The organism is Streptomyces sp. NPDC058307, assembly GCF_042880295.1.
GTDB lineage: Bacteria > Actinomycetota > Actinomycetes > Streptomycetales > Streptomycetaceae > Streptomyces.
Window position 1 is genome coordinate 60,639 of sequence record NZ_JBHVYZ010000006.1, and the last position, 26,764, is coordinate 87,402.

Genomic DNA, 26,764 nt, shown 5'->3' on the forward strand with positions numbered 1-26,764 from the left:
CGGCGGCGCACCCGATACGCGCCCCCCTACTAAAGTGACCCTATGGCCCTGAACCCCTCAGACACCGCCCTCTGGCCCGCCCCCCACGCGAGTGGAGCCGTCGACGCCACGGTCCACGTCCCGGGGTCGAAGTCGGTCACCAACCGCGCCCTGGTACTGGCGGCCCTCGCCTCCGAACCCGGCTGGCTCCGCCGTCCCCTCCGCTCCCGCGACACCCTCCTCATGGCCGCGGCCCTGCGCGAGATGGGCGTGGGCATCGAGGAGGGCGTGGGCCCCGACGGCACCGGCGAGACCTGGCGTGTCCTGCCGGCCGGCCTCCGCGGCCCGGCCACGGTGGACGTCGGCAACGCCGGCACGGTGATGCGCTTCCTGCCGCCCATCGCCGCGCTCGCCGACGGCCCCATCCGCTTCGACGGCGATCCGAGGGCGTACGAGCGCCCGCTGACCGGTGTGATCGACGCCCTGCGCGTCCTCGGAGCGCGGATCGACGACGACGGCCGCGGGGCGCTGCCGCTCACGGTGCACGGCGGGGGCGCCCTGGACGGCGGCCCGGTCGAGATCGACGCGTCCTCCTCGTCCCAGTTCGTGTCGGCGCTCCTGCTCTCCGGACCGCGCTTCAACCAGGGCGTCGAGGTCCGGCACGTGGGTTCGACCCTGCCCTCGATGCCGCACATCCGGATGACCGTGGACATGCTGCGCGCGGTGGGCGCCCAGGTGGACACCCCGGAGTCGGGCGGCGAGCCGAACGTCTGGCGGGTCACGCCGGGGGCCCTGCTGGGCCGGGACCTCACCGTCGAGCCCGACCTCTCCAACGCCCAGCCGTTCCTGGCGGCGGCCCTGGTGACCGGCGGCAAGGTCGTGATCCCGGACTGGCCGGCCCGCACCACCCAGCCCGGTGACCGGCTGCGCGAGATCTTCACCGAAATGGGCGGTTCCTGCGAACTCACCGAGTACGGCCTGGTGTTCACCGGTTCGGGTGCGATCCATGGCATCGATGTCGACCTCGGCGAGGTCGGCGAGCTGACTCCCGGCATCGCGGCCGTGGCGGCCCTCGCGGACTCCCCCTCCACCCTGCGCGGGGTGTCGCATCTGCGGCTGCACGAGACGGACCGGCTGGCCGCGCTCACCAAGGAGATCAACGAACTCGGCGGCGACGTCACCGAGACCGCCGACGGCCTGCACATCCGCCCGCGCCGGCTGCACGGCGGGATCTTCCACACCTACGAGGACCACCGCATGGCCACGGCCGGCGCGATCATCGGTCTCGCGGTCGAGGGCGTGCAGATCGAGAACGTCGCGACGACGGCCAAGACCCTGCCGGACTTCCCGGACCTGTGGAGCGGGATGCTCGGGACGCTCGGGAGCGAGAGGGCGTAGGGGACTCACGCCATGCGCCGCTACGGCAAGAACACCGACGAGGACGACATCCGCAGCCGCCCGAACCGCAAGGGCAACCGGCCGCGGACGAACATCCGCCCCAAGCACGAGGAAGCGGTCGAGGGCATGGTCCTCACCGTCGACCGCGGCCGTCTGACCTGTCTCGTCGACGGCCGGGTCGTCATGGCGATGAAGGCCCGGGAACTGGGCCGCAAGGCCGCGGTCGTCGGAGACCGGGTGGCCATCGTCGGCGACCTCTCCGGCGAGAAGGACACCCTCGCCCGCATCGTCCGCATCTCGCCGCGCACCTCGGTCCTGCGCCGCACGGCCGACGACGACGATCCGTACGAGCGCGTGGTCGTCGCCAACGCCGACCAGCTCGCCATCGTCACGGCCCTCGCCGACCCCGAGCCCCGCCCGCGCCTGATCGACCGCTGCCTGGTGGCCGCCTTCGACGGCGGCCTGACCCCCCTGCTGGTCCTGACGAAGTCGGACCTGGCCCAGCCCGACAAGCTGCTGGAGCTGTACGGCCACCTGGACATCCCGTACGTCGTCACCAGCCGCGAGGAGCTGGAGAACGGCAGCGCGGCGGACGTGGTGCGCGACCACCTCGACGGCAAGATCACGGCCTTCGTCGGTCACTCGGGCGTGGGCAAGACGACCCTGGTCAACACGCTGGTCCCGGTGGAGCAGCGCCGCGTGACGGGCCATGTGAACGCGGTGACCGGCCGCGGCCGCCACACCACGACCTCGGCGCTGGCGCTCCCCCTGGCCGACGACGCCGGCTGGGTGATCGACACCCCTGGCGTGCGGTCGTTCGGCCTCCACCACGTGGACCCCTCCCGCGTGATCCTCGCGTTTCCCGACCTGGTGCCGGGAACCGAGGGCTGTCCGCGCGCGTGCAGTCATGACGAGCCCGACTGCGCGCTGGACGCGTGGGTGGCCGAGGGTCACGCCGATCCGGCCCGGCTGTACTCCCTGCGGCGGCTGCTCTCGACGCGGGAGCGGACGGAGGGGGACTGAGGGAGCGGGCCGGGAGGACTGAGGGAGCGGGCCGGGGGCTGAGGGAGCCTGGCCGGGAGGGTCGAGGGAGAGGACCCGGGGGGACTGACCTCCGCGTTGTTTGGGTGTACGAGAGTTCGGTAAGTGCATAATCGCACCGAGCCGGACATACGGGAGGACAGCACATGGCGTGGCTGCTGGTGGTGGTGGCCGGGTTGCTGGAGACCGGTTTCGCCGTGTGTCTGAAGCTCTCCCACGGTTTCACGCGGATGGGGCCCACGATCGCGTTCTGCATCTTCGCGCTCGGCAGCTTCGGTCTGCTCACCCTGTCCCTGAGGAAGCTGGACGTCGGCCCCGCGTACGCGGTGTGGACCGGCATCGGCGCGGCGGGCACCGCGATCTACGGGATGGTCTTCCTCGACGACCTGGTGTCGACGCTGAAGATCGTCTCGATCAGCCTGGTGATCATAGGAGTGATCGGCCTCCAGCTGTCGGGCTCGCAGCACTGAGGCCCGGTTCAGGCGCCGGTGTACACCGGGTCACACCGGCTGCCGGTGCAGCACGCTGCGCACCAGGTCCGCGACCCCGCCCTCGCCCGGCGGCGCGGCCACGCAGGACAGGGCGAGCCGGACGGCCAGTTCGCAGGAGCGGGCGAGTTCGGGGACGTCCGACTTGTGGACGCCGGGTCCGGCGAGAACGGAGACGGCACGGTCGCGCACCAGTGCCACGAATTCGCCGGGTGACGGCAGCGGTCCGTCGGCCCGGCGCTGTGCCGGTACGGCGGAGGAGGACGGCACGCCCGAGAGGGTCGGAGAGGGCAACCGCTCGCTCCAGCAGCCGGTGAGCATGGCCCGTACCAGCGCGTTCTCCCGGGCGGAGGCGGTGGTCCACTCGGCGGTCGCGGTCAGCCGTTCCCGGGCGTCGCCGTGCGTGGTGAGCGCCTGATCGACGCCGACGAGATACCCGTCGGCCTCTCGCCTCACCAGCGCGCGGGCCAGCCCTTCCTTGCTCCCGAACTCGTTGTACAGCGTCTGCCGGGACACTCCGGCGGTCGCCGCGACATCCACCATCCTCACGGCGGACCACGGCCGACGCGCCAACGCCGCATAAGCGGCGTCCAGCAGCGATTCCCGCGCAGCAGGCATCATCGCCTCCCAGGGAGCAGGCAGCTCTGCGCCCAGATTTGACGCGCACGGGGGCACTGTCAAGGGTTCGCGACGGTACGAAGGGACGGTACGAAGGGGCGCGCGCGGTGGCGGCTCGCCGACGCGGGCGGCCCGAACCCGGCTCTGCCTGGGCGAACCCGCACCGTCCACACCCCGGGCCCGCTGGCCCCGTACCGACACCGGCAGATACCGTTCGCACCATGCCCGACTACCTCGACGACCTCAGCCTCGCCCACGTCCTCGCGGACGCGGCCGACGCGACGACCATGGCCCGCTTCAAGGCACTGGACCTCAAGGTCGAGACGAAGCCGGACATGACCCCGGTCAGCGAGGCGGACAAGGCGGCGGAAGAACTCATCCGCGGCCACCTCAAGCGCGCCCGTCCCCGCGACGCCATCCTCGGCGAGGAGTACGGCATCGAGGGCACCGGCCCGCGCCGCTGGGTCATCGACCCCATCGACGGCACCAAGAACTACGTCCGGGGCGTGCCGGTCTGGGCGACGCTGATCTCCCTGATGGAGGTGGCGGAGGGCGGTTACCAGCCCGTCGTCGGCGTGGTCTCCGCCCCCGCCCTCGGCCGTCGCTGGTGGGCCGCGAAGGGGAACGGCGCCTTCAGCGGCCGCAGCCTCACCTCCGCCTCCCGCCTGCACGTCTCCAAGGTCGGCAGGCTCACCGACGCCTCCTTCGCGTACTCCTCCCTCACCGGCTGGGAGGACCAGGGCCGCCTGGGCGGCTTCCTGGACCTGACCCGCGAGGTGTGGCGCACGCGCGCGTACGGCGACTTCTGGCCGTACATGATGGTTGCCGAGGGCTCGATCGACATCTGCGCGGAACCGGAGCTCTCCCTGTGGGACATGGCCGCGAACGCGATCGTCGTCACGGAGGCCGGCGGCACCTTCACCGGCCTCGACGGCCGCCCGGGCCCGCACAGCGGCAACGCCGCCGCCTCCAACGGCCTGCTCCACGACGAGTTCCTGGGTTATCTCAACGAGCGCTACTGAGGCCGAGGGAAGCACGAGGGAAGCACGAGCGCGCTTCCGGGGAGCACATCTGAGCGCGCACGCCCTCAATCGGCGGCGCGCGCCCTCTTGTTGACCCGCGCTTTACCTGCGACCCTGAGAGGACCCTCATTTGTGAACTTGTGAACCAATGAACGAACTCATTGGTTCCAGGAGGTGACTGCGAACCCATGCTCGTCCGCGACGCCATGAGCACGGTGGTCCTCACCATCGGCCCCGCCCACACGCTCCGCCAGGCCGCCGCCCTGATGTCCGCCCGCCGGGTGGGCGCGGCCGTGGTCCTCGATCCCGACGGCACCGGCACCGGCATTCTGACCGAGCGCGACATCCTGAACTCCGTGGGGCTGGGCCAGAGCCCCGACACGGAGTACGCCCACGCCCACACCACCACCGACGTCGTCTTCGCCACCCCTGCCTGGACCCTGGAGGAGGCCGCGCAGGCGATGGCCCACGGCGGCTTCCGGCACCTCATCGTGCTGGACCACGGCGAGCCCACGGGCATCGTCTCGGTCCGCGACATCATCCGCTGCTGGGCGCCGGCCCGGGAGCGCGTACCGGCCGCCACCGGTTCACCGCACTAGACGCCACCGCATTAGACTCAATCCAAATCGAGCAGCCTTCCAAACTCACATTCATTCGGATTCTGGTCTCCAGCTGTTAAGCTGGTGCGCATGAGCGACCTTCTGGAACGACTGCGCGGCCGCGGATGGCGGATGACCGCACAGCGGCGCGTCGTGGCCGAGGTCCTCGAAGGCGAACACGTCCACCTGACGGCCGACGAGGTCCACGCGCGCGCCGTGGCCAAGCTGCCCGAGATCTCCCGGGCGACCGTCTACAACACGCTGGGCGAGCTGGTCTCCCTCGGTGAGGTGCTCGAAGTCGCCACCGACAAGCGCGCCAAGAGGTACGACCCGAACGCCCACCGGCCGCACCACCACCTGGTCTGCGCCCAGTGCGGCGCCATCCGGGACGTGCACCCCACGGGCGACCCGCTGACCGAACTGCCCGACTCGGAGCGCTTCGGCTTCACCGTCTCGGGCGTCGAGGTGACATACCGGGGCGTGTGCCCGAACTGCGCGGCGGCGTAACAGCCTTCCCCGAAGCCCCGAAGCCCCCGGCACCCCTCGCGGACGCCGGGGACTTTGTGCTGCCCATGCTGCCCACGGGGTTCCTGAATCTGACGGACCGTCATATCGTCGTGCGGCCACCCCTCTCCGTACCGAACTCCGCAAGGAGCAACCGTGGGAGATCCGCACCCCGAACCCACCGCAGAAGAACCGCCACCGCACCCCACCCCACCCCCTCCGCGCCCCAAACTCCACGCCACCGGCCTGACCCGCGCCTTCGGCCGCCCGCCCCGCACCGTTGACGCCCTCGGCCCCCTCGATCTCAGCGTCGCTCCCGGCGAGTTCGTCTGCCTGGTCGGCCCCTCGGGCTGCGGCAAGTCGACGCTGCTGCGGATCGCCGCGGGCCTGCTCCGCCCGAGCACCGGCACCCTGGAGATCCGCACGACCGCGGCCCGCCCGGCGGCCATGATCTTCCAGGACTACGGCATCTACCACTGGAAGTCCGTCCGCGCCAACGTCCGCTTCGGGCTGGACGTCCAGCGCGTCCCGCGCCGCGAGGCGAACACCAGGGCAGACGAGTGGCTGGCCCGCATGGGCCTCACGGACTTCGCCGACGCGTACCCGGCGACCCTCTCGGGAGGCATGCGCCAGCGCGTGGCGATCGCGCGCGCCCTGGCCGTGGAACCCGAACTCCTGCTGATGGACGAGCCTCCCCCACTGCCCTGAACGGGGGTGGGAGGTGCCCCCAGCCGCGCTGGATGCCCAACTCCGCATGATCCTCCAGGACGAGCTGCTGGAGATCACGCAGGCCCTGCGCACCACCACCCTGTTCATCACCCACAGCCTGGAGGAGGCGATCGTCCTCGGCGACCGCGTCCTGGTGATGTCCGCCCGCCCGGGCAGGCTGATCGCCGAACACCGCCCGCCCTTCGCCCGCCCGCGCACCGGCGACATCCGCTCGGCCCCCGAATTCACGTCCCTGAAGAGCGAGTTGTGGGACCTGCTGCGCAAGGAGGCGGTACCGGCATGACGACGGTGGTTCCCGAGAAGCCCGAGTCCGTCCTGGTCCGCCGCCCGGGCCCGCAGGAACTGCACCCCGTACGCACCCAGCGCCGCAGACGAGCCCTGGAACTGACCCTGGCGGCAGCAGTACCCCTGCTGCTGATCCTCCTGTGGCAACTGGCCGCCACCCAGGCCTGGCTGGACGACCGCGTCTACCCGGCCCCCTCCACGATCCTCGCCGACGGCTGGGACCGCGCGACGGCCGGCGACCTGTGGCCGGACGTGTGGGCAACCACGAAGCGCGTCCTGTCCGGCTACGCGATCGGCACCGCGACGGGCTACGCACTGGGCCTCCTGATGGGCTCGCTGTCCCTGGTGCGAGCCGCCCTGGAACCTCTCCTGGACGCCCTGTACGTCGTCCCGAAGCTGGCCCTGCTCCCCGTCTTCCTGAACATGTTCGGCCTGGGCGAGGGTCCCCAGATCGCCCTGGTGGCGACGACGGTCTTCTTCTTCGTGTGGATCCAGACGATGTCGGCGGTGATCACGATCCCCTCCGGCCACCGTGACGGGGGCCAGGTCTTCGGCGCCTCCCCGTGGCAGATGTTCCGCCACGTCCTGCTCCCCGCCTCCCTCCCGTCCGTCCTGGTCGGCGCCCGGATCGCGGCAGGCGTGGCGGTCCTGGTGATCGTCGCCTCGGAACAGATCGCCGCGACCAACGGCCTGGGCCACCTGATCTTCGACTCCCGCGCCCTCTTCCAGAACGACGTGATGTTCGTGGGCATCGTCTGCGTGGCCGTCCTCGGGGTCCTCTTCTCCGAACTGGTCCGCATCCTGGGCCGCCTGCTCACGCCCTGGGCTCCGAGGGACCGCGGAAGGGGCCAGTCATGAAAACACCCTTCTACGGCGCAGTGGTCACCGCACTCATCCTGCTGACGTCGACAGCCTGCACGGCGTCACAAGCCGACAAGAGCCCGGAGTCGAAGGCGGGCGGGGGCGGGACACGTACCGTCCGTCCGGTGGCGGGCTGCGGCGCCGGCTCCTGGACGGATCCCGCCGACCTCTCCCCGACCCGCGCCCCGGCCCGCTGCGACGCCGGCGCTCCCGCGCCCCACCCCTTGTCGAAGCCCCGCAAGCTGACCATCGCGACGGGCACACTGAGCGCGGAGTACGTGGCACCACTCCAAGTGGCCCTGGACAAAGGGGAGTTCAAGAAGGAGGGCCTGGACGTCACGCTGAAGGTCCTGCCGACCCCCGACTCGCTCCCGCTCCTGGCCAAGGGGGACATCGACGCGCTGTGGGCGGCTCCCGAGGCGGCGGTCATGAACGGCGTCCGGGGCGGCTTCGACATCCGCTGGGTCGCCGGGAACTTCTCGCCCGACCCGAAGTCGAAGAGCGGCCTGTGGGTCCGGCTGAAGGACGGGGAGAGGGGCGACCAGGTGAAGATGGCCGGCCGCAGGATGGGCACGATGATCGGCAAGGGCTCGGTGATCGCGTACCCCATGGAGAAGGCCCTCGACCGGCACGGCGGCGGCCTGGACGAGATCCAGTACCAGCAGCTCGGTTCGGCCGACGTCCTCACGGCCCTCCAGAACGGAGGCGTCGACTCGGCCTGGCTCCTGGACCCGGTCTGGCGCAAGGTCGACGGCAGGCCCGACTACGCCTTCCTCGGCGGCCAGCCACTCGGCGAGCCCCTGGGCGGCATGCTGTACGGCCCGGGCCTGCTGAACGACGACATGGACGCGGGAGTCGCCCTGCTGCGGGCGTACCTCCGCACGGTGAACACGTACTTCGCGGCCGACTACAAGTCGGATGCGACCTTCGTCACCTACCTGGCGACGCTCCTGAAGACGGACGAGTCGATCCTCAGGTCCACCCCGTCCCTGCGGATGGACTGGGAGATCCGCGCGGGCACCACGGACCGTCTGCAGGCGGCGTACCGGGCACAGGGCGTGACGGAGGGCGAGGCCCTGCCGGAGGCGAGGACGGTGAACAGAACCCTGTACGAGGAGGCGGTGGGCCACCGTCCCTGAAGCACCGAGGCCTGAAAACACCGAGGGCCGGAACCCTTTCGGATTCCGGCCCTCGGCCATCAGTAGCGGGGACAGGATTTGAACCTGCGACCTCTGGGTTATGAGCCCAGCGAGCTACCGAGCTGCTCCACCCCGCGGCGATGAATGCAACGTTACGTGAAGGAGGAGGCCAGAGGCAAATCGATTGGCCGGGGCAGCGCGGGGAGCGCTACGCCGACAGTTCCTCACGCAGCGCGTCCCGCAGCCGGGCCGCCCGCTCGGAGACCTCCGCGGGCCCCAGGACGACCGCCCGGTCGGCCCAGCGCTGTCCCTCGGCCAGCTCTCCCCGACGCGCGTAGACCAGGGCGAGCCGCAACGCCGCCCGTCCGTGCCCCGCGTCGGCGGCCCGGGCCCACCACACGGCGGCCTCCGGCTCACTGCCCTCCCGGGCGAGCAGCAGTCCCAGGTTGAACGCCCCGTTTCGGGATCCCGCCTCCGCGGCCTCCCGGTACCAGCGAGCCGCCTCCAGGACGTCACCCCGGGCGGCGGCGAGCATGCCCACCCGCACCTGGGCCCGGCGATGCCCCTGGGAGGCGGCCCGCTCGTACCACTCCTCGCACTCGGTCTTCGCCTCGTGCACCGGCTCTCCGAGCGAGTGCGCGGGCACCGGCGGCCGCCGGGCGTCCAGCACGGTCGCCAGCCGGTACGCGGCCTCCGCGCTGCCGCCCCCCGCCGCACGCCGCAGGTGCCGCTCGGCACCGGCCTCGTCCCCCTCCCGCAGCCGGGCGATGCCCACCTGGAGCGCGGCCTCGGTGTGCCCGGCAGCGGCGGCGCGCTCGTACCACCGCAGAGCGACGGCCTCCTCGCCGCGCCCGGCGAACAGGATCCCGAGGTTGAACGCGGCGTCCACGCTCCCGGCCTCCGCGGCCTTGGAGAACCACGGCTCGGCCCCGGCCGTGTCCCCGCCCTGGAGCAGCAGGATGGCGAGCGCGTTGGCCGCCTCCCGGTGCCCCGCGTACGCGGCCCGCCGGTACCACTGCTCGGCCTGCGCGGTCCGCCCCTGCTCGGCACAGAGCAGCCCGAGGTTGTACGCGCCGTTGTCGTCGCCGGCGTCCATCGCCGCCCGGTACCACCGCTCGGCGGTCTGCTGCTCGCCGCGCTCGGCGTGCAGGGCGCCCAGCGCGTTGGCCGCGTTGCCGTCCCCGTCCTGGGCGGCGCGCAGCCACCACACGGCGGCGCTCTCGGTGTCTCCGGCGTCGCGCAGCAGGAACCCGAGGGCGCAGGCGGCCCGGGCCTCGCCGTCCTTGGCGGAGGTCAGATACCAGCGCCCGGCCTCCTTGAGGGCGCCGCGCCGCTCCAGGATCGCCCCGAGATGCAGCGCGGCCCGCCGGTGTCCGCGCGCGGCGGCCTGCCGGTACCACTGCTCGGCCTCGGCCCCGGCCCCGTGGTCGTCCCCTATGTCCCCCTCGGGACCCAGGCGGCGGTCGAGCGAGCGGGCCAGCCGGTAGGCCGCCTCCCGGTGTCCCCGCTCGGCGGCGATCCGCATCCACTGCTCGGCGCCCGTGTCCCCGCGGTGCTCCAGCAGGTCGGCGAGCGCGTAGGCGCCCAGCGCGTGTCCCTGCTCGGCGGACTGGCGCAGCCAGTACTCGGCGGCGGGCTCGTCGCCCCGCTCACGGTGGTGGCGGCCCAGCGCGTGCGCGGCCGCTGCGGATCCGGCGACGGCCGCGACCCGCCACCAGCCGGCGGCGTCGTCGGCGTATCCGCGCTGGTGCAGCAGGACTCCGAGGTTGTTGGCGGCGGCCCGGTCGCCCGCGGCGGTGGCGGCACGCAAGTGGGGCTCGGCTCCGTCGAGATCACCGCGGCGCAGCAGAAGGGCGCCGAGGACGCTCATCGCCTCGACGTCACCGGCTTCGGCGGCCAGGCGCTGCCGGATCTCCTCGGCGGCGTCGTCAGCCGCCTCCCCGACCCCGTCCCGCCCGGAAGGTTGCACAAAACGCCCTGTCTCGAACAGAGTTGCCTTGTCCCCCATAACGTCCATCGTCGCACCACCTGCAACCTGGGTACACCTGGTATACCGCAGCCAGTGAGGTCACTTCAGCGTTTTGTCGACATGCCCACAGAACGACAAGTGAAACACAGTTCCCCCCAACTGCCCCCGGCGGCGGGGCCGTCGGTTCCTCGGCACATGCGTTCGCACATCACGAAGGCCCGGATCCTGAAAGGATCCGGGCCTTCGATTCCAGTAGCGGGGACAGGATTTGAACCTGCGACCTCTGGGTTATGAGCCCAGCGAGCTACCGAGCTGCTCCACCCCGCGCCGTTGTGTTCCAACCGTATCACGGCGCGGGATGGGCATCTGACCAGCGGTTGATCAGCTGCTCGGACTACTGGTGGGACTGCTTCTCGGGCTCGGGCTGCCACTGGGCTTCGCGCTGCTGCCGCTGCCCTTGTCCGCCGCGGACTGCGCGGCTTCGGCGCGCTTGAGCGCGTCCTTCAGATCCTCCTGGGCCCTGCCGTACGCCTCCCAGTCGCCCTTCTTCAGGGCTTCCTGGCCGGCGTCGAAGGCCTTCTGGGCGTCGCCCAGCGCCTGTTGGACCGTCGGGTTGCTGGAGGCCGGCGGCGGCTTGGTGGTGGTCCCGCCGTCGTCCGGTGGCCGGGTGGTCGAACCGTCCGCTGTGAACACCTTGTTCAGGGCTTCGTCGAGGGTGTCCTCGAAGGCGGTGTTGCCTCCGTAGGTCACCAACACCTTCCGCAGCAGCGGGTACTTGAGCCCACCACCGCGCACATAGACCGGCTCCACGTAGAGCAGTCCCCCGTCGAGCGGCACCGTCAGGAGATTGCCGTACTCCACATTGGAGTCACCTCTGTTGAGGAGGCTGATCGTCTCGGCGATGTTCTGTTCGGAGTTGAACTGGCTCTGCACCTGTTTGGGCCCGTTGACCGTGGTGTTCGTGGGCAGTTTCAGGATTCTGATCTTGCCGTAGTCGCTGGTGCCCGCCTCGGCGTCGACCGACATGAACGCACTGAGGTTGTCCCGGCCGTTGGGCGTGAACGTCGTCGTGAGCGAGAACGCCTGTGCCGTCTGGTCGGGCATCTTCATGCTCAGGTAGTACGGCGGCACGGCGTCGCCCGACTTGTTGGTCGGGTCGTCCGGCACCTGCCACACCTCGCTGCCGCTGAGGAAGGTGTCCGCGTCCTCGACGTGGTAGCGCGCCAGCAGTTCGCGCTGGACCTTGAACAGGTCCTGCGGGTACCGCAGATGGTCCATCAGGTCGGTGGAGATGTCCTTCTTCGGCTCCACCGTGCCCGGGAACGCCTTCATCCAGGTCTTGAGGACCGGGTCCTTGGTGTCCCACTGGTAGAGCTTGACCTCGCCGGTGTACGCGTCGACGGTCGCCTTCACCGAGTTGCGGATGTAGTTGACCTGGTTCTGCTGGGCCACCACCGCGCGCTGGTTGTTCGTCGCGGTCAGCGAGTCGGCCGTGGTGTCACCGAGGGTCGTACGGGAGGAGTACGGGTAGCCGTTCGTCGTCGTGTACGCGTCGACGATCCACTGGATCTTGCCCTTCACCACCGCCGGATAGGCGTCGCCGTCGATGGTCAGCCACGGGGCGACCGCCTCGACACGCTGCTTGGGCGTGCGGTTGTACAGGATCCGCGAGCCCTCGCCGATCGCCCCGGAGTAGAGGATCTGCGGCTCGCTGAACGCCACCGCGTACGCGGCCCGGTTGACCGGGCTGGAGAGGTTGACCCCGCTCTTCGCCTTGTAGCTGTAGGTTTTCTCACCATTGTCGTCGGAGTAGTCGATCTCCTTCTGGGGACCGCCGACGATCGAGTACTCGGTGGTCTTCTCGCCGTAGTAGACGCGCTGCTGGTACGTCCCGAGGTCGCCCTGGGAGGGCAGGTTGGACTCGGTGAAGACCGGGCGGCCCTCGTCGTCGGCCTCGGTGCCCTTGGCGGCGACCACGCCGTATCCGTGGGTGTAGCGGAAGTGGTCGTTGATCCAGTTGTTCTTCGGGATGCCGGCGAGGTTCAGCTCGCGCAGCCCGATGACCGTGTCCTGGTCCTTGCCGTCCTTGCTGTACCGGTCGACGTCCAGGTTGGTCGGGAACGCGTAGTAGTTCCGCATCTGCTGGAGCTGCTGGAACGTCGGCGAGACCACGTTGGGGTCCACGACCCGGATGCTCGCCGTGGCGTCGACGTCCTGGCGCAGCTCGGTCTTGTCCGTGGTGGTGGCCTTGCCGTCGTACTCCTTCACCGAGGCGTCGTCGATGCCGTACGCCTCACGCGTCGCCTTGAGGTTCTTCTCGACGTACGGCGCTTCCTTGGCCTGCTCGTTCGGCTGGACCTGGAACTTCTGGACGATCGCGGGGTAGAGGCCGCCGATGAGGATCGCCGAGAGCACCATCAGGCCGAAGCCGATCACGGGCAGCTGCCAGGTGCGCCGCCACAGGGTGGCGAAGAACAGCAGCGCGCAGATCACGGCGATGCAGAACAGGATCGTCTTGGCCGGCAGATAGGCGTTCGCGTCGACGTACCTGAGGCCCGTCCAGCTGTCGGTCGCCTTGAAGTCGCTGGACTTGACCGCGAGGCCGTACCGGTCGAGCCAGTACGCGACGGCCTTCAGGGCGACGAAGACGCCGAGCAGCACCGACAGGTGCCCGGTCGCGGCGCCCGTGGCCCGCGCGCCCGGGGAGGTGATCCGCAGACCGCCGTACAGGTAATGGGTGAGCGCGGCGGCGATCACCGAGAGGATCGCGGCGGCGAAGCCGAAGCCGAGCAGGAACCGGTACCAGGGCAGGTCGAAGGTGTAGAAGGAGATGTCGAGGTGGAACTGCGGGTCCTTCTGTCCGAAGGACACGCCGTTGACCCACATCAGCCAGGTCCGCCACTGGCTGGAGGCGGAGGCCCCGGCGATCAGGCCCACCAGGGAGACGATCCCGAGCAGCAGCCACCTCTTGTACGGCGCGATGCCCATCCGGTAGCGGTCGAGGTTCTGCTGCTCCATCGACATGGCGCTCAGCGGCGGGCGCAGCCGGTGGGCCAGCCAGATGTTGAAGCCGACCGCGAGGGCCATCAGCAGGCCGAAGACGAAGAACAGCCCGATCTTGGTCCACAGGGTGGTGGTGAACACGGACGAGTAGTTCACCGAGCGGTACCAGAGCCAGTCCGTCCAGAAGCCCGCGAACATGGTGAACGCCATGCCGATGACGGCAAGGACGCCCAGCGTCATGAGCAGGGTCCTGGCACGCCGGGACGGGCGGCCCACTCTCATCCGCGGCCCTGTCGGGCCTCCGCCGCGGTCCGGCATCTGGAAAGCCAAGGTGCGCACCTCGAAGTTCGCTGTCGATCCGTCAGGCCCTCGTGTTCGCGAGCCCTGGGTGGCCCCCCGTGATCGCGGGCCCACACCTATGCAACTTACTCACCGTTTACTCGGTTCCCGATTCAGGTGACGAACGAGGCAGGATTGTGACCATGTCCAACACCCCCATGGCAGCGAACCCGCTCACCCGGGCCGTACTCGAGATCGACGAGTACGCCTCCGGCCTCGGCTGGGACCAGCCCGCTCGCCTCTTCGCCCTCGTCGACACCGCCCGGCTGCGCGCCCAGGAACCCGCTCTCGCGAGCCAGCTCGGCCTGGCGGAGGCACAGGCGCCCTCGGGCTTCACGCCCATCGAGCAGGAGGAGATTCCCGCGGGCAAGCCGCTCGACGAGTTCCTCGGCACCATCGCATGGCCCGACGCGGTCGTCGGCTGCGCGCTCACCGTGGAGCGCCTGATGCTGCCGCCGTCCGCCGAGGCGGCCGTCCCTGAGGGGCTGAGCGAGGCCGGGTTGGCGAAGTGGGTCGCCGAGCACCCGGGCCGCCAGGAGGTCCGCATGACGGTCGCGGTCCTGCGCGACGGCACCCGCGACTCCGCCCTGCGCCTGCGCGAGAAGGACTCCCCCACGGAGGTCCTCACCGGCGGCGACCTGGTGCCGGGCCTGGCGGAGGCGCTGTCGGCGACGTTCGAGGAGTAGCCCCCGGGGCTATCCCTTGGTGCACTTCGGCAGGTCGGACGTCTTCTTCTCGCGGATGTCCTTGAGCGCGCCGAGGGCGTCCCCGATGGTCTTCACCTTGACGAGGGTGAGCCCGCTCGGGGTGTCCTTGGCGGCGGCCGCACAGTTGTCGGCGGGCGTCAGGAAGTACTGGGCGCCCTTGTCGCGCGCGCCGACCGTCTTCATCTCGATGCCGCCGATCGGTCCGACCTTGCCGTTGTCGTCGATCGTGCCGGTGCCGGCGACGAAAGTGCCGCCGGTCAGGCTGCCCGGGGTGAGCTTGTCGTAGATGCCGAGCGCGAACATCAGGCCGGCGCTCGGACCGCCGACGTCGGCGAGCTTGATGTCGATGGTGAACGGGAAGGTGTGGTCGGTCCCGGCGGCGATCCCGACGATGGCGCGCTTCTTGCCCTCGTCGTCGGACGCCCTGGTCGTGATGGTGACCTTCTCGGTCCTGGTCGCCGTCCTGTGGGCCTTCTCGGCGGCGGTCTGCTCCTTGACGGGCACGATCGTGAAGGCGACCTTCTCACCGGGCTTGTGCTTGGTCACCAGCTTGGCGACGTCCCCCGGGGCCTTCACCGCCGTACCGTCGACGGCCTTGATCACGTCACCGGCGTGGAGCCGGCCCTCGGACGGGGAGTCCTTGACGACGGTCGAGACGATCACCCAGGACTGCACCGGGACGTCCAGTTCCTTCAGGGCGGAGACCTTGGCGCTCTCCTGGGACTGGCTGAACTCCTCGGCGTTCTCCTGGGTCGACTGCTCCTCGGTCTTGCCGTCCGGGTAGAGGGTGTCGTGCGGTACGACCTTGTTGTCGTGTGCGAGCCAGCCGTACACGGCCTCGACGAGGTTCATCTTGTAGTCGGCGCTGGTGACCCGGACGGTGGTCATGTTCAGGTGACCGCTCGTCGGATACGTCTTGCGTCCCGAGATCTGCAGCACCGGCTCGCCGCCGTGGTCCCCGAGGGTGTTCACCGTGGGGCCCGGTGACATCTCGGCGTAGGGCACATTGATGAAGACTCCCGCGCAGAGAAGCGCGATCAGCATCAGGGTGGAGGCGAGCATCGTCGCGGTGCGGCGTGGCATGGCACGACAGTACGGGACGCACCTGTCGGAGCTTCGTCAGGGCGCCGCCGTCAGGTGGACGTCAGGTGCCGGAGTGCGATTTCTCCATCGCGGCGCGGAAACGGGCGTACCCGTCGAGCTCGGGGCCGTCGCTGCGCGCCTTGCGGGTCCGGTTGGCCCAACTGCCCCAGAGCCCGGCGACGACCGCGGCCAACAACGGAATCAACAACCAGACGAGCGCCCCCATGCCGACCTCCCGACCCCACACTGAGCGACCTCAGAAAACTGACGGATCAGCAGATTACCCATCCGCACTGACAACGCTCATGCCAGGGGTGCGGTTACGCAACCGGAGAGGTGAAGGAAGGGTTCAGCAGGCGCCGACCCATTCCTCCGTACCGTCAGAAAACGTCTGGTGTTTCCAGATCGGCACCTCGTGCTTGAGATCGTCGATCAGTTTCCGGCAGGCCTCGAATGCCTCGCCCCGGTGAGGACAGGAAACCGCGACGACGACGGCGAGGTCCCCGACGGCGAGATCCCCGATCCGGTGCACGGCGGCAAGGGCCCGCACCGGGAACTCGGCGACGACCTTCTCGGCGACCCGTCGCATCTCGGCCTCGGCACTGGGGTGGCACGAGTACCCGAGCTTGTCGACGTCGGCTCCCCCGTCGTGGTTCCTGACGGTCCCGACGAACAGGGCGGTCCCCCCGGCGGAGTCGTCCCCGACGGCCCGGAAGACCTCGTCGAGGGAGAGCGGGGTCTCACGGATCGCGATCAGCTTGACGGGGTCCTGTGCGGCCTGCTCGCCGGGGTGGTCGTAAGTGGGTGCCATACGCCCATCGTGCCGCACGTCCGAGACAACGGGGAATGGAGCTATCACCTGGCACACGCACGTGCGTGGTTGGAGACTCGTACAGTGGACCCACCAGGTGCGGGGAACTGCGCGACCAGCCACGACGACCCCGCAGCCGCCCTGGGCCCGCACCCGGCGCCCCGCAAGGCGCACTCTCAGATTCTCCGACGTGCCTTCCTGGCCCGCCGTACGACAGCAGCCGCACCCAGAAGAGCGACCGTCGCTCCCGCCGCTCCCGCAGCCGTCGCGTCCTTCCGCCCCAGCCGGCGACCGGCAACCGTGTGCCGCCCGGCGACCTCCTCCAGCAGTTCCGCGAGCACCTCCTCGTTGGTCCACCGCGGCCGCCATCCGGCGTCGTGCAGCCGGCTTCCGCTCACCACCCAGGGGTACATCGTGTACGCGAGGTCACCCGCGGGAGACGGCGTCAGACCGATCCGGTGCAGCCGGGCCGCGGCCCCCAGCGCCACCGCCGACGGCAGCTCCATGCGCCGGATGCCGCTGAGCTCCTCGATCTCCTCCTGCTCCAGCCACCCGTCGCACCCGACGGCGAGCTCCCCGTCGACCTTCTCCAGGACGGCAAGCTCCAGAGCGCTGCACAGGTCCTCGACATGGCAGAACTGCCAGGCGGGCCGGGACCCGGCCACGACCAGCAGCCGCGGCGACTCGAAGTACCGGGTCAGGGCGGTGTCGGTACCGCCTCCCACCAGCACGGCGGGCCGTACGACGGTGACGTTGAGCCCGGGGTGCGCCCGGGGCGCCCGCCGCGCGAGCCGCTCGATCTCCAGCAGGTCCCCGACCCCGGTCGCCTCCGCGGTGGCCCGCAGTTCGGCGTCCTCCGAGAGCGGCAGCTCGTTGTCCGGGAGCGCCCCGTAGACCATCGCGGAGGTGCACAGCACGGCTCGGTGGACGCCCGCGGCCGCCGCGGCGGTCAGCACGGTCTGCGTCCCACGCACGTTGTACGCCGTACGCGCCGCGGGGTCGGTCTCCAGATCGAGGTCGAGCGCCAGATGGACCACGACATCGGCCCCGCGCAACTTCTCCGCGATGGCCGGATCCCGTACGTCCAGGATGTGCCACTGCGCCGCGGCGCACTCTCCACGCCGCTCGTCGAGCGCGATGACCTGCTTGATCTCCTCCGAGGCGGCGAGCCGCTCGGTGAGCAGCGCTCCGATCCCGGACGCGGCACCGGTGACCGCGACGACTGGCCCGCGCGCGGCGGGATTGGTTGACTGGTTTCGCGCTGCGCGAACCTGCGGATCAGGGGAACTCACCGGGCGTCTCCAGCGGTTGTCTTCAGTAGGAACGCGAGTGACGCGTACGTACCAGGTGGCATCCATCCTGCCGCAGGCGGAGAGTCGGCGGAGCACCGAGGCCCTAACGGCCGTCGGTGTCTACGCTGGGGGGTGTTATCGGGCAGCCGCGCCGCCGGAGGCAACCGGTGGCCTTACCAGCCGAGGAATCCCGTGAGTGACACCCCATTCGGATTCGGCCTTCCGCCGGAGGAGCCGGACGACGGCGACGAGGGCAAGAAGAAGGACCAGGAGAGCGGTGGTGGTCAGGGACCGGCCAACCCGTTCGGTTTCGGCGGTCTGCCCGGAGCCGGAGGCTTTGGCGGCCCCGGTGCGGACAATCCGCTCGCAGCCATGTTCGGTTCCTTGAACCCCACCGACCTCGGCGCCGCCTTCCAGCAGCTGGGCCAGATGCTCTCGTACGAGGGCGGCCCGGTGAACTGGGACATGGCCAAGCAGATCGCCCGTCAGACCGTCTCCCAGGGCACCTCGGACGGCACCAAGGACGCGAGCATCGGCCCCGCCGAGCGCACCGCGGTCCAGGAGGCCGTACGCCTGGCGGACCTGTGGCTCGACGACGCGACGTCGCTGCCGTCCGGGGCGGGCTCCGCCGTGGCGTGGTCCCGCGCGGAGTGGGTCGAGGCGACCCTGCCCGCGTGGAAGGAGCTCGTCGACCCGGTCGCCGAGCGGGTCGGCACCGCCATGGGCGATGTCCTGCCGGAGGAGATGCAGGCCATGGCCGGCCCGCTGATCGGCATGATGCGCTCGATGGGCGGCGCCATGTTCGGCACCCAGATCGGGCAGGCCGTCGGCGTGCTCGCGGGCGAGGTCGTCGGCTCCACCGACATCGGCCTGCCGCTGGGCCCGGCGGGCAAGGCCGCGCTGCTCCCGGCGAACATCGACGCCTTCGGCAAGGACCTGGGCGTGCCCCAGGACGAGGTGCGGCTGTACCTCGCGCTGCGCGAGGCCGCCCACCAGCGCCTCTTCGCGCATGTGCCGTGGCTGCGCTCGCACCTGTACGGCGCGGTCGACGGGTACGCGCGCGGGATCAAGGTCGACACCGCCAAGCTGGAGGACGTGGTCGGCCAGTTCGACCCGCAGAACCCCGAGCAGCTCCAGGACGCCCTCCAGCAGGGCATGTTCCAGCCGGAGGACACCCCGGAGCAGAAGGCGGCCCTGGCCCGTCTGGAGACGGCTCTGGCGCTCGTGGAGGGCTGGGTGGACGCGGTGGTCCACGCGGCCGCGAAGCCGCGCCTGTCGTCCGCCGACGCGCTGCGCGAGACCCTGCGCCGCCGGCGCGCCTCGGGCGGTCCGGCCGAGCAGACGTTCGCCACGCTGATCGGCCTGGAGCTGCGCCCGCGCCGCCTGCGGGACGCCTCCCGGCTGTGGGCCTCGCTCACGGACGCGCGCGGTGTCGACGGCCGTGACGGCCTGTGGGCCCATCCGGACATGCTGCCGACCGCGTCCGACCTGGACGACCCGGACGGCTTCGTGCACCGCGAGCAGCTGGACTTCTCCGAGCTGGACAAGATGCTCGGCGAGGCGGCGGACGGCTCCGGCGGGAAGCCCGACCTGAAGAAGCTCGATCCGCAGAAGGACGACCTGAAGAAGGACGACGACACCGAGTGAGCCTGTACGACGACGCGGTCCTCGTGCTGAAGGGGTACGAGGACCAGGAGGAGCTGCGTCAGGCCTATCTGGATCACTTGGGGACCCACCCGGACGGCATGTGGAAGGCCTGTCACGCGGGGCACGTCACGGCGAGCGCTCTGGTGATCGACCCCGAGCGCGGCCGGGTCCTGCTCACGCTGCACAAGAAGCTGCGGATGTGGCTCCAGATGGGCGGCCACTGCGAGCCGGCCGACACCTCCCTGGAGGCGGCGGCCCTGCGCGAGGCGACGGAGGAGTCCGGCATCCCGGGCCTGACACTGCTGCCGGGCGGCCCGGTGCGACTGGACCGGCATCCGATCCCGCCGCCGTGCAACTGCCACTTCGACGTCCAGTACGCGGCGCTCGCCCCGTCCGGCGCCGTGGAGACGATCAGCGACGAGTCGCTCGACGTGCGGTGGTTCGCCTACGACGAGGTGGCGTCCGTGGCGGACGACTCGGTCGTACGACTGCTCGAAGCGACCCGCGCGAGGCTGTGAGGCAGGAGTCGCGGCGGTGGCCGCATGTGTAAGGGGCGCCCGCGATGGCGGGCGCCCCTTACATGTGCCGTTCGTCGTGCCGCCGGGGCGGTCAGCTGTTGCTGCCCCCGAGGTTGTTGCCGCGCATGCCGAACTGGCCGAGCACCCCGCCGTTGCGCATGCCCTGCGGCGGAAGCAGCTCACTGGGCTGGACCAGGACGTGGCCGGTGCCGCCGAAGTGCATCTCCCAGCCCTCGCCCGTGGTGCCGCGGCGGCGCCACACGCCGGAGGTGGAGGTGGGCGCCTGGAGCTGGGTGCGCAGGGACGTGGACCAGGCGATGACGGCGTCGGAGTCGACGCAGACGTTCTTGTCCGGTCCCACCTCGAGGACCAGCGGCTCGCCGGAGGTCATCAGCACGACCTGCCCGGCGCCGGACAGCTCCAGGTTGTAGGCGCCCGCGGCGGCCACCTCCACGGCACTGTCCACGGCGACGATGCCGACGCCGAGGGAGCCGTCGAAGGCCAGCACGTAGGAGCTGTCGACCGTGATGCCGGCGCCGACCTCCATGATGTGCAGGTGCTGGGCGAGGTTGGCCAGGTAGACGATGCCGTTGCCCTTGCAGCGCATGAGTTCGAGGCGCTCGCCGGTCATCCGTTCGGCGTTGCGCCAGTTGCGGTTGCGGTACTGGCTGTCGAACTCGACCTGTCCTTCGAAGGCCACCATGGCGCCCTGTCGGGCGAGGACGGGGCTGCTGCCCTGGGTGACGTCGGTCTTCAGGAGCTGCGGGTTCTGCAGGGTGTAGCGCCCGGTCGACTCGACCGGGACGTGTGCGAAGAGTGTGCTGTGCATGATGTGCCTGGTGCTCCCCTCAGCCCCGGATCTTGAATCGGTCGCCGGTGTCCTCGCTCGGCTGGACCACGACGAAGCCCTGCCCCTTGAAGCCGATCTGGAAGGCCTCGCCGCTGCCGCGGCCGATGAGGGCGCTCGCCTTGATGCTGCGGCGGGCCTTCATCTCCAGCCCGGTCGTCCAGGCGACGAGGGCATCCGGGTCGACGTAGGTCTCCCGTTCGGCGCAATCCAGGGCCATCGGAATGCCCCGGCTGACCAGGGCGACCCAGCCGGTGCCCTTGACGACGAGGTTGGTCAGGCCGGAGCCGGAGAGCTTCGCGAGTCCCTTGACCGGTTCGATGGCCAGTTCCAGCGAGGCGTCGCAGGCCAGCAGGGTGGCGCCGTTGACCGAGAGAGCCTCGCCGTTGAGGTGCAGGACGAGGATGTCGCCGCCGTAGTCGGCCAGGTAGAGGTCGCCGTCGCCGCGGGCCAGCATCAGCCGGCCACCCTCGCCGCTGACCATCTCCTCGGCCGAGCGGCGCAGGCTCGCGGGCGCCGCGTCGAACTGCACATAGCCGTCGTAGGCGATCATCGAGCCGGCCTTGGCGATCAGGTCCTGCCCGCTGACCATGGTGACCTTGAGCGTCTTGGAGCTGTGCACACTCATCCGGACGCCGGTCGCGGCGGCGCGGTGCGCACTCAGAGTCTGGGAGTCCATGACCTCACACCTCGAAGGGCTGTACGACGACGAAGTTGCCGGGAGCGCCGCGGAACTGGAGGTTCACGGCCTCGGTGGTCTGCCGGGCGTACCCGGAGCGGCGCAGCCTGAGCGAGGTCGTGGTGACCGCCTGCGCACCGGCGGACCAGGCGATGACGGCGTTGCCGTCGACGTATGTGGCCGCGCCGACGGGCAGGACCACGGGCACACCGCGTGTCTTGACGACGATCGCTCCCGTGCCGGAGAAGAGCATGCTGAAGAAGCCCCCGCCGGGCAGTCCCGCGCCCTCGATGCGGCGGACCTCGGTGTCCAGGGACTCGTCGAAGGCGAGCACGCCCTGGGCGCTGGTGTAGAGCTGCTCGCCCTGCAGGCGGATGACGAAGACCCGACTGGCCTCGTCGGCGAGGAACACCTCGCCGTTGCCGGTACAGCGCATCAGGGACATGCCCTGGCCGGTGAGGGCCCCGGTGAGCTTGCCGAGCAGGCCCGAGCCCTTGTGGGCGAAGTCGATGTCGCCCTGGTAGGCGACCATGCTGCCCTGCTTGGCGAGGATCGGGGCGTCCTTGGTGAGGGTGGCCCGCACCAGGTTCTGGTTCTGTTCCGTCCAGCGGTCGCCGACGGGGGCTTCCGCGTACTTGGTCAGGACGACCCGGACGTTGGCCTCGGGCGGCACGGGGGCGAGCTGGGTGCCTCCGCCGAAGGGCTGCGCCTGGCCGGGGAAGGCTCCGGGAGCACCGGGAGGCGCGAACTGTCCGGCCACGGCGCCCGGGGGCGTGAACTGACCCGCGGGTGCGCCGGGGGGCGCGTACTGACCCGCAGGAGGTGCGCCGGGCGGCGTGAACGTCTGACCCGGCGGGGTGAACTGACCCGGAGGAGTGAACGTCTGGGGACTCGTCGGCGCGGCGGGCGCGGGCGGGGCGGTCCCGGCGATCGTCGGAGCGGTGTGGACGGACGGGGCGGCCGCGGGGGCCTGCGGTGCGCCGAACGAAGGGGCCGGTGCGGGCGCGGGGGGCACTGCGGCCTGCGGCGGCGGGGCGAAGGCCGGAGCCTGGGACTGGGCCGGGACGACGGGCTGCTGGGGCGCGGACGCGGGCTCCTCCTCGGCGACCTCGCCGCCGAAGTTCTTCAGCAACGCGTCCAGACCGCCGTCGAAGCCCTGACCGACCGCGGCGAACCGCCAGACGTCCTTCAGATACAGGTCGCCCAGCATCACGGCGCGCTCGGTGGAGAACTCGCTGCCGTCGAACGGGTACCGGGCCACTTCCTCGCCACCGGCGACGATACGGAGGTAGCCGGGGGCGATCTGCGACATCTGGCCGTCGCCGTCGATCGTCGCCGTGAACGACAGCTTCTGGATCTGCGACGGAATCCGGTCGAGTGTGACCCGGAACGACTCCGTGTCGCCCGACTGCGCGCCCAGCAGCTGGATGGAGTCCTCGGGGGACTTCGGCTGGTTGAAGAAGATGAAGTACCGGTCGTCCGAGAGCCGTTCGTCGGCGTCGAGGCCGAAGCAGCTGATGTCGAAGGTCAGTCCGGGGCCCGAGATCTGTACTCCCACATACAGGTCCGTGCCCGCGGTCAGGTCACTGATCTTGGCCTTGTGGCCGCGTTGGAATTCCCTGGCCATGCGTAACGACCGTCCCCCATCCCGAAAGCAAGTGCGTCGCGACAGGCTAACGGCAAACTCCGACACCGGCTCAGGCCGGTACAGATCCGGTACAAAACCCGTTCGAGTCGCCGGTCATACGTCCGGAAGGTGCGGCAACCGGTCCGCGGCGACCACGCCCTCGAGATAGCCCTTGGCCCGCTCGGTGCGCGGATAGGCCTCCAGCAGCCGCCAGAAACGGGGCCCGTGGCCCGGCACGAGCAGGTGCGCGAGCTCATGGAGCAGGACGTAGTCGACGACGTACTCCGGCATGCCCTGGAGCCGGTGCGAGAGCCGGATGCTGCCCTCGGACGGGGTGCACGAGCCCCAGCGGGTGTTCTGGTTGGTGACCCAGCGGACCGAGGTGGGCCGCGCCCGGCCGTCGAAGTACTGGGCCGAAAGCCGCTGGGCGCGCTCGGAGAGCTCGGTGTCGCCGAGGACCCGTTTGCTCTCCTGGGCGGCCAGCTTGTCGAGCATGACGCTCACCCAGCGCTGCTCCTCCGCCTCGGACATCCGGGCAGGGATGAGCACGACGGTGCGATCGCCCTCGCGGTACGCGGAGACCGTCCGGCGTCGACGGCTGCTCCTGCGCACCTCGATCGCGCTCGCCCCCGAGCCGCTCGGCGGCTGGCTCGTCGTGCTGCGCTGTGGCGTTCCGGCGCTGTGCAGTGGGTCGGCGGGCACGCCCTGACGTTACCCTCTGCACACGGGGGAAGTCCCGACTCCGGGACGGTTCGGTTCCGATCGCCCACCATGCGTCTGATTTGTACGACGAATGGCCCCCACCTGTGGACAACTTTCGGCATCTGCCCCCGGGGTCCGGGCATGCTGGCATCGCCGCCGCAGCCGCGACCGATCGTGGCCCGGGCACCGGCGGCGGACGGGGACGTTCTACGAGGGCTACGGGGGCCTGTCATGCAAGCAGTGGTTCCGCTCGAGCAAACGATGGTTCCGCACGTGAAACCGGCGCTGCGGCGCGGCTGGCGCGATCTCAACACCGTGCAGTTCGGGATGGCCCCGGCGCACGCGCTGACGCTGGGCCCGGTCGACACGGCGACGGGCAGCTTCCTCGACCTGCTCAACGGCACGCGCGGTCTCGCGCTGCTGCGGGAGGAGGCACGCCGTATAGATCTGCCCGACGGGCATGTCGACCGGCTGGTGGGACGGCTGGCGCGGGCCGGACTCGTCGACGACGCCAGGGGCGGCGGGCCGGCCGCGGACGCGCTGCGGGGAAAGAAAGAGGTCCTCGACCGGCTGGCACCCGATCTCGCGTCCCTCTCGCTCACCACGTCGGAGCCGGGTGACGCGATGAGACTCCTGGCCGCCCGCCGCTCACTGCGCGTGCAGGTCAGAGGGGCCGGCCGAGTGGGCGTGGCGCTGGCCGCACTGCTGTCGGGAGCCGGCGTCGGAGAGGTCGACGTGCGGGACGGCGGGCGGGTCGAACCGGGGGACGTCGCTCCGGGCGGGCTCCCCGCCGGCTCCGTCGGCGACCGCAGGGACACCGCCGCACGCCGGGCCGTGTCCGCGGCGGCCCCGGAACGCCCGCCCCGCCACGGTTCCCGGGCGGCGGTGGAGGCGGACGACCCCGGGTTCTCCCTGGTCGTCCTCGCCCCGAGGGACGACGTCGACGTCCACGCGCCCGCCCCCGCCACCGGCGAACCCCTCGTGCGGTCCGGCACACCTCATCTGTACGCCGGTGTGGTCGATGCCACAGGAGTGGTCGGCCCCCTTGTCCTGCCGGGCGAGACGGGCTGCGCGGGCTGTCTGCACGAGACGCGGACCGACCGCGACCAGGCCTGGCCCCGGCTGGTGGCGCAGTGGCGCTCGGGCAGCAGACGACTTCCGGTGCGCCCCTGTGACCTGGCACTTGCCACTACGGTCGCCGGTCTCGCAGCCGCTCACGCGCTCGCCTTCCTGGACGGCCGTCTCCCGTCGAGCGCGGGTGCCCGCTGGGAGGTCTCGCTGCCCGGTATGACCTGGCACGCGCGCCCGGTCCGGCCGCATCCCGCATGTCCGTGCGGGGCCGCGGAGAAAGGTAAGGGAGAACACACCTCCAAGGAGGAGGCCGCGCACGAGACAATGATGGAGCAACGGTCGTCGGAGGAGTTGTGCCGTAAGGCAACCGCGCCACGGCCGGCTGGGACCTGGAGGGCGCATGTCTGATCTTCCCCGGAAGGCGGTCACCCGAACCGCCAAGCTCGCCGCGCTCCCGCTCGGCTTCGCCGGGCGGGCCACCTGGGGACTCGGCAAGCGGATCGTGGGCGAGTCCGCGGAGATCGTCGGCCGCGAGCTGCAACAGCGCACCGCGGATCAGTTGTTCAAGGTGCTCGGGGAGCTCAAGGGCGGGGCCATGAAGTTCGGCCAGGCCCTGTCCGTCTTCGAGTCGGCGCTCCCCGAGGAGGTGGCCGGCCCCTATCGCGCGGCCCTGACGAAGCTCCAGGAGGCGGCGCCTCCGATGCCGACCCGCACCGTGCACGCGGTGCTCGAGGAGCGGTTGGGCGAGGACTGGCGGGAGCTGTTCGCCGAGTTCGACGACAAGCCCTCCGCGGCGGCCTCGATCGGTCAGGTGCACCGGGCCGTATGGCGTGACGGGCGCGAGGTGGCGGTCAAGGTCCAGTACCCGGGGGCCGGCGAGGCCCTGCTGTCCGACCTGACCCAACTGGGCCGCTTCGCCCGCCTGTTGGGGCCTCTGGTTCCCGGCATCGACATCAAGCCCCTCATCGCCGAGCTGCGCGACCGGGTCTCCGAGGAGCTCGACTACGGCCTGGAGGCGCAGGCCCAGCAGGCCCATGCCGAGGAGTTCGCGGACGATCCGGACGTCGTGGTTCCGGCCGTGGTCCACCAGAGCGAACAGGTCCTGATCACGGAGTGGATCGAAGGCATCCCGCTGTCGGAGGTGATCTCGGACGGCACTCAGGAGCAGCGCGACCGCGCCGGGCAGCTCCTGGCCCGGTTCCTCTTCTCCGGCCCCGCCCGCACCGGCCTGCTGCACGCCGACCCGCACCCGGGAAACTTCCGGCTCCTGCCCGGCGGCCCGGACGGCGAGGAGGACTGGCGCCTGGGCGTCCTGGACTTCGGCACGGTCGACCGGCTCCAGGGCGGTCTGCCGGACACCATCGGCACCTGCCTGCGCATGACGCTGGACGGTGAGGCGGAGGCGGTCTACGAACTCCTCCGCGCGGAGGGCTTCGTCAAGGAGTCCATAGAGCTGGACCCGGACGCCGTTCTCGACTACCTCCTGCCGATCATCGAACCGGCCGAGGTCGACGAGTTCACCTTCACCCGTGGCTGGATGCGCAGCCAGGCCGCCCGGATCGCCGACCCCCGCTCCCCCGCCCACCAACTGGGCAAACAGCTCAACCTGCCCCCGGCGTACCTCCTGATACACCGGGTCACCCTGAGCACCATCGGCGTCCTGTGCCAGCTGGGCGCGACGGTCCGGCTGCGCGAGGAACTGGAGGAGTGGCTGCCGGGGTTCGTGCCGGAGGAGGAAGAGGACGAGCAGGAGTCGGCCGCGGAGGCGTGAGCCCGGCGCGCACAACGCCCCGCGGGGGCCGGTCC

The 26,764-nt window shown here is 70.8% G+C and carries 24 protein-coding genes, 2 tRNA genes and 1 pseudogene; 14 read left to right on the forward strand and 13 right to left on the reverse strand.

Features of this window, described 5'->3' with window-relative positions:
• The first annotated feature begins 42 nt into the window (after positions 1-42).
• The 3 genes from aroA (at position 43) to ACFVYN_RS06810 (ending at position 2,888) form a co-directional block, all read left to right on the forward strand.
• Positions 43-1,377 carry a 3-phosphoshikimate 1-carboxyvinyltransferase gene (gene aroA / locus ACFVYN_RS06800; RefSeq protein WP_389993535.1) on the forward strand — a complete coding sequence of 445 codons (1,335 nt, stop codon included), beginning with the start codon at positions 43-45 and terminating at the stop codon, positions 1,375-1,377.
• Between the two features lie 12 nt (positions 1,378-1,389).
• On the forward strand, positions 1,390-2,400 hold the full coding sequence (gene rsgA, locus ACFVYN_RS06805; protein ID WP_389993537.1) for a ribosome small subunit-dependent GTPase A: 1,011 nt from the start codon (positions 1,390-1,392) through the stop codon (positions 2,398-2,400).
• A gap of 164 nt (positions 2,401-2,564) precedes the next feature.
• Positions 2,565-2,888: a DMT family transporter gene (locus tag ACFVYN_RS06810; protein ID WP_389993538.1), complete on the forward strand. Its 324-nt coding sequence runs from the start codon at positions 2,565-2,567 to the stop codon at positions 2,886-2,888.
• 30 nt (positions 2,889-2,918) lie between these two features.
• Here the strand turns inward: ACFVYN_RS06810 and ACFVYN_RS06815 are convergent, their stop codons facing one another.
• Complete coding sequence (locus ACFVYN_RS06815) at positions 2,919-3,527, reverse strand: TetR/AcrR family transcriptional regulator (RefSeq protein WP_389993540.1); 609 nt, start codon at positions 3,525-3,527, stop codon at positions 2,919-2,921.
• A gap of 218 nt (positions 3,528-3,745) precedes the next feature.
• On the opposite strand from ACFVYN_RS06815, the gene hisN reads away from it, so the two are divergent.
• The 6 genes and pseudogenes from hisN to ACFVYN_RS06845 all read left to right on the forward strand — a co-directional run bounded on the left by hisN (position 3,746) and on the right by ACFVYN_RS06845 (position 8,663).
• The gene (hisN, locus tag ACFVYN_RS06820; RefSeq protein ID WP_389993543.1) at positions 3,746-4,546 is read left to right on the forward strand and encodes a histidinol-phosphatase; all 801 of its coding nucleotides are present in this window, start codon (positions 3,746-3,748) and stop codon (positions 4,544-4,546) included.
• A gap of 188 nt (positions 4,547-4,734) precedes the next feature.
• Positions 4,735-5,145 carry a cyclic nucleotide-binding/CBS domain-containing protein gene (locus ACFVYN_RS06825; RefSeq protein ID WP_389993546.1) on the forward strand — a complete coding sequence of 137 codons (411 nt, stop codon included), beginning with the start codon at positions 4,735-4,737 and terminating at the stop codon, positions 5,143-5,145.
• 90 nt (positions 5,146-5,235) lie between these two features.
• The gene (locus ACFVYN_RS06830; protein ID WP_389993548.1) at positions 5,236-5,652 is read left to right on the forward strand and encodes a Fur family transcriptional regulator; all 417 of its coding nucleotides are present in this window, start codon (positions 5,236-5,238) and stop codon (positions 5,650-5,652) included.
• 243 nt (positions 5,653-5,895) lie between these two features.
• A pseudogene (locus ACFVYN_RS06835) lies at positions 5,896-6,661 on the forward strand (ABC transporter ATP-binding protein).
• Positions 6,658-7,521, forward strand: coding sequence for an ABC transporter permease (locus ACFVYN_RS06840; protein ID WP_389993550.1), 864 nt, complete (start codon positions 6,658-6,660; stop codon positions 7,519-7,521). Before ACFVYN_RS06835 ends, ACFVYN_RS06840 begins: the two are co-directional and overlap by 4 nt.
• Positions 7,518-8,663: an ABC transporter substrate-binding protein gene (locus ACFVYN_RS06845; protein WP_389993553.1), complete on the forward strand. Its 1,146-nt coding sequence runs from the start codon at positions 7,518-7,520 to the stop codon at positions 8,661-8,663. Before ACFVYN_RS06840 ends, ACFVYN_RS06845 begins: the two co-directional genes overlap by 4 nt.
• 63 nt (positions 8,664-8,726) lie before the next feature.
• On the opposite strand, the gene ACFVYN_RS06850 is transcribed toward ACFVYN_RS06845, so the two are convergent.
• The 4 genes from ACFVYN_RS06850 to ACFVYN_RS06865 all read right to left on the reverse strand — a co-directional run bounded on the left by ACFVYN_RS06850 (position 8,727) and on the right by ACFVYN_RS06865 (position 13,953).
• A tRNA-Met gene (locus ACFVYN_RS06850) sits at positions 8,727-8,800 on the reverse strand.
• 71 nt (positions 8,801-8,871) lie between these two features.
• The gene (locus ACFVYN_RS06855; RefSeq protein WP_389993556.1) at positions 8,872-10,680 is read right to left on the reverse strand and encodes a tetratricopeptide repeat protein; all 1,809 of its coding nucleotides are present in this window, start codon (positions 10,678-10,680) and stop codon (positions 8,872-8,874) included.
• A gap of 205 nt (positions 10,681-10,885) precedes the next feature.
• Positions 10,886-10,959, reverse strand: a tRNA-Met gene (locus tag ACFVYN_RS06860).
• Between the two features lie 54 nt (positions 10,960-11,013).
• The gene (locus ACFVYN_RS06865; protein ID WP_389993880.1) at positions 11,014-13,953 is read right to left on the reverse strand and encodes a UPF0182 family protein; all 2,940 of its coding nucleotides are present in this window, start codon (positions 13,951-13,953) and stop codon (positions 11,014-11,016) included.
• Between the two features lie 164 nt (positions 13,954-14,117).
• Between ACFVYN_RS06865 and ACFVYN_RS06870 the strand changes: the two genes are divergently transcribed.
• Positions 14,118-14,660 (forward strand): PPA1309 family protein, encoded by a 543-nt coding sequence (locus ACFVYN_RS06870; protein ID WP_389993559.1) that lies wholly within the window; start codon positions 14,118-14,120, stop codon positions 14,658-14,660.
• A gap of 9 nt (positions 14,661-14,669) precedes the next feature.
• Here the strand turns inward: ACFVYN_RS06870 and ACFVYN_RS06875 are convergent, their stop codons facing one another.
• The 4 genes from ACFVYN_RS06875 to ACFVYN_RS06890 all read right to left on the reverse strand — a co-directional run bounded on the left by ACFVYN_RS06875 (position 14,670) and on the right by ACFVYN_RS06890 (position 17,867).
• Positions 14,670-15,764: a PDZ domain-containing protein gene (locus ACFVYN_RS06875; RefSeq protein WP_389993562.1), complete on the reverse strand. Its 1,095-nt coding sequence runs from the start codon at positions 15,762-15,764 to the stop codon at positions 14,670-14,672.
• A 61-nt stretch (positions 15,765-15,825) separates the two neighbouring features.
• Positions 15,826-15,990: a hypothetical protein gene (locus ACFVYN_RS06880; protein WP_162951013.1), complete on the reverse strand. Its 165-nt coding sequence runs from the start codon at positions 15,988-15,990 to the stop codon at positions 15,826-15,828.
• 123 nt (positions 15,991-16,113) lie between these two features.
• Positions 16,114-16,575, reverse strand: coding sequence for a molybdenum cofactor biosynthesis protein MoaE (locus ACFVYN_RS06885; RefSeq protein ID WP_389993565.1), 462 nt, complete (start codon positions 16,573-16,575; stop codon positions 16,114-16,116).
• A 176-nt stretch (positions 16,576-16,751) separates the two neighbouring features.
• Positions 16,752-17,867 carry an SDR family oxidoreductase gene (locus ACFVYN_RS06890; protein WP_389993567.1) on the reverse strand — a complete coding sequence of 372 codons (1,116 nt, stop codon included), beginning with the start codon at positions 17,865-17,867 and terminating at the stop codon, positions 16,752-16,754.
• A gap of 192 nt (positions 17,868-18,059) precedes the next feature.
• Here ACFVYN_RS06890 and ACFVYN_RS06895 point away from each other — a divergent pair, with 192 nt between their 5' ends.
• Together ACFVYN_RS06895 and ACFVYN_RS06900 are read left to right on the forward strand one after the other, a co-directional pair.
• Positions 18,060-19,514 (forward strand): zinc-dependent metalloprotease, encoded by a 1,455-nt coding sequence (locus ACFVYN_RS06895; RefSeq protein ID WP_389993569.1) that lies wholly within the window; start codon positions 18,060-18,062, stop codon positions 19,512-19,514.
• Entirely contained in the window at positions 19,511-20,032 is a 522-nt protein-coding gene (locus ACFVYN_RS06900) for an NUDIX hydrolase (RefSeq protein ID WP_389993572.1), read from the forward strand. Before ACFVYN_RS06895 ends, ACFVYN_RS06900 begins: the two co-directional genes overlap by 4 nt.
• A 91-nt stretch (positions 20,033-20,123) precedes the next feature.
• Here the strand turns inward: ACFVYN_RS06900 and ACFVYN_RS06905 are convergent, their stop codons facing one another.
• From ACFVYN_RS06905 to ACFVYN_RS06920, 4 genes are all read right to left on the reverse strand, one after another.
• Entirely contained in the window at positions 20,124-20,861 is a 738-nt protein-coding gene (locus ACFVYN_RS06905) for an AIM24 family protein (protein WP_389993575.1), read from the reverse strand.
• Between the two features lie 19 nt (positions 20,862-20,880).
• A complete protein-coding gene (locus ACFVYN_RS06910) occupies positions 20,881-21,558 on the reverse strand; it encodes an AIM24 family protein (protein WP_389993578.1) in 678 nt (225 codons plus the stop codon).
• Between the two features lie 4 nt (positions 21,559-21,562).
• The gene (locus ACFVYN_RS06915; RefSeq protein ID WP_389993581.1) at positions 21,563-23,185 is read right to left on the reverse strand and encodes a TerD family protein; all 1,623 of its coding nucleotides are present in this window, start codon (positions 23,183-23,185) and stop codon (positions 21,563-21,565) included.
• Positions 23,186-23,299: 114 nt separating this feature from the next.
• A complete protein-coding gene (locus ACFVYN_RS06920; protein WP_389993584.1) occupies positions 23,300-23,887 on the reverse strand; it encodes a M48 family metallopeptidase in 588 nt (195 codons plus the stop codon).
• A 261-nt stretch (positions 23,888-24,148) separates the two neighbouring features.
• Between ACFVYN_RS06920 and ACFVYN_RS06925 the strand changes: the two genes are divergently transcribed.
• Complete coding sequence (locus tag ACFVYN_RS06925) at positions 24,149-25,366, forward strand: TOMM precursor leader peptide-binding protein (RefSeq protein WP_389993587.1); 1,218 nt, start codon at positions 24,149-24,151, stop codon at positions 25,364-25,366.
• A complete protein-coding gene (locus ACFVYN_RS06930) occupies positions 25,359-26,729 on the forward strand; it encodes an ABC1 kinase family protein (RefSeq protein ID WP_389993590.1) in 1,371 nt (456 codons plus the stop codon). Before ACFVYN_RS06925 ends, ACFVYN_RS06930 begins: the two co-directional genes overlap by 8 nt.
• Positions 26,730-26,764: the final 35 nt, after the last annotated feature.

What these genes read in the sequence shown, in the direction of transcription:
- ACFVYN_RS06925 (WP_389993587.1), top strand. Translation starts at nt 24,149, where the DNA reads ATGGTTCCGCACGTGAAACCGGCGCTGCGGCGCGGCTGGCGCGATCTC.
- ACFVYN_RS06880 (WP_162951013.1), bottom strand. Translation starts at nt 15,990, where the DNA reads ATGGGGGCGCTCGTCTGGTTGTTGATTCCGTTGTTGGCCGCGGTCGTC.
- ACFVYN_RS06830 (WP_389993548.1), top strand. Translation starts at nt 5,236, where the DNA reads ATGAGCGACCTTCTGGAACGACTGCGCGGCCGCGGATGGCGGATGACC.
- ACFVYN_RS06845 (WP_389993553.1), top strand. Translation starts at nt 7,518, where the DNA reads ATGAAAACACCCTTCTACGGCGCAGTGGTCACCGCACTCATCCTGCTG.
- ACFVYN_RS06910 (WP_389993578.1), bottom strand. Translation starts at nt 21,558, where the DNA reads ATGGACTCCCAGACTCTGAGTGCGCACCGCGCCGCCGCGACCGGCGTC.
- hisN (WP_389993543.1), top strand. Translation starts at nt 3,746, where the DNA reads ATGCCCGACTACCTCGACGACCTCAGCCTCGCCCACGTCCTCGCGGAC.
- ACFVYN_RS06885 (WP_389993565.1), bottom strand. Translation starts at nt 16,575, where the DNA reads ATGGCACCCACTTACGACCACCCCGGCGAGCAGGCCGCACAGGACCCC.
- ACFVYN_RS06905 (WP_389993575.1), bottom strand. Translation starts at nt 20,861, where the DNA reads ATGCACAGCACACTCTTCGCACACGTCCCGGTCGAGTCGACCGGGCGC.
- ACFVYN_RS06825 (WP_389993546.1), top strand. Translation starts at nt 4,735, where the DNA reads ATGCTCGTCCGCGACGCCATGAGCACGGTGGTCCTCACCATCGGCCCC.
- ACFVYN_RS06915 (WP_389993581.1), bottom strand. Translation starts at nt 23,185, where the DNA reads ATGGCCAGGGAATTCCAACGCGGCCACAAGGCCAAGATCAGTGACCTG.
- ACFVYN_RS06865 (WP_389993880.1), bottom strand. Translation starts at nt 13,953, where the DNA reads ATGCCGGACCGCGGCGGAGGCCCGACAGGGCCGCGGATGAGAGTGGGC.
- ACFVYN_RS06855 (WP_389993556.1), bottom strand. Translation starts at nt 10,680, where the DNA reads ATGGACGTTATGGGGGACAAGGCAACTCTGTTCGAGACAGGGCGTTTT.
- aroA (WP_389993535.1), top strand. Translation starts at nt 43, where the DNA reads ATGGCCCTGAACCCCTCAGACACCGCCCTCTGGCCCGCCCCCCACGCG.
- rsgA (WP_389993537.1), top strand. Translation starts at nt 1,390, where the DNA reads ATGCGCCGCTACGGCAAGAACACCGACGAGGACGACATCCGCAGCCGC.
- ACFVYN_RS06815 (WP_389993540.1), bottom strand. Translation starts at nt 3,527, where the DNA reads ATGATGCCTGCTGCGCGGGAATCGCTGCTGGACGCCGCTTATGCGGCG.
- ACFVYN_RS06870 (WP_389993559.1), top strand. Translation starts at nt 14,118, where the DNA reads ATGTCCAACACCCCCATGGCAGCGAACCCGCTCACCCGGGCCGTACTC.
- ACFVYN_RS06810 (WP_389993538.1), top strand. Translation starts at nt 2,565, where the DNA reads ATGGCGTGGCTGCTGGTGGTGGTGGCCGGGTTGCTGGAGACCGGTTTC.
- ACFVYN_RS06875 (WP_389993562.1), bottom strand. Translation starts at nt 15,764, where the DNA reads ATGCCACGCCGCACCGCGACGATGCTCGCCTCCACCCTGATGCTGATC.
- ACFVYN_RS06930 (WP_389993590.1), top strand. Translation starts at nt 25,359, where the DNA reads ATGTCTGATCTTCCCCGGAAGGCGGTCACCCGAACCGCCAAGCTCGCC.
- ACFVYN_RS06840 (WP_389993550.1), top strand. Translation starts at nt 6,658, where the DNA reads ATGACGACGGTGGTTCCCGAGAAGCCCGAGTCCGTCCTGGTCCGCCGC.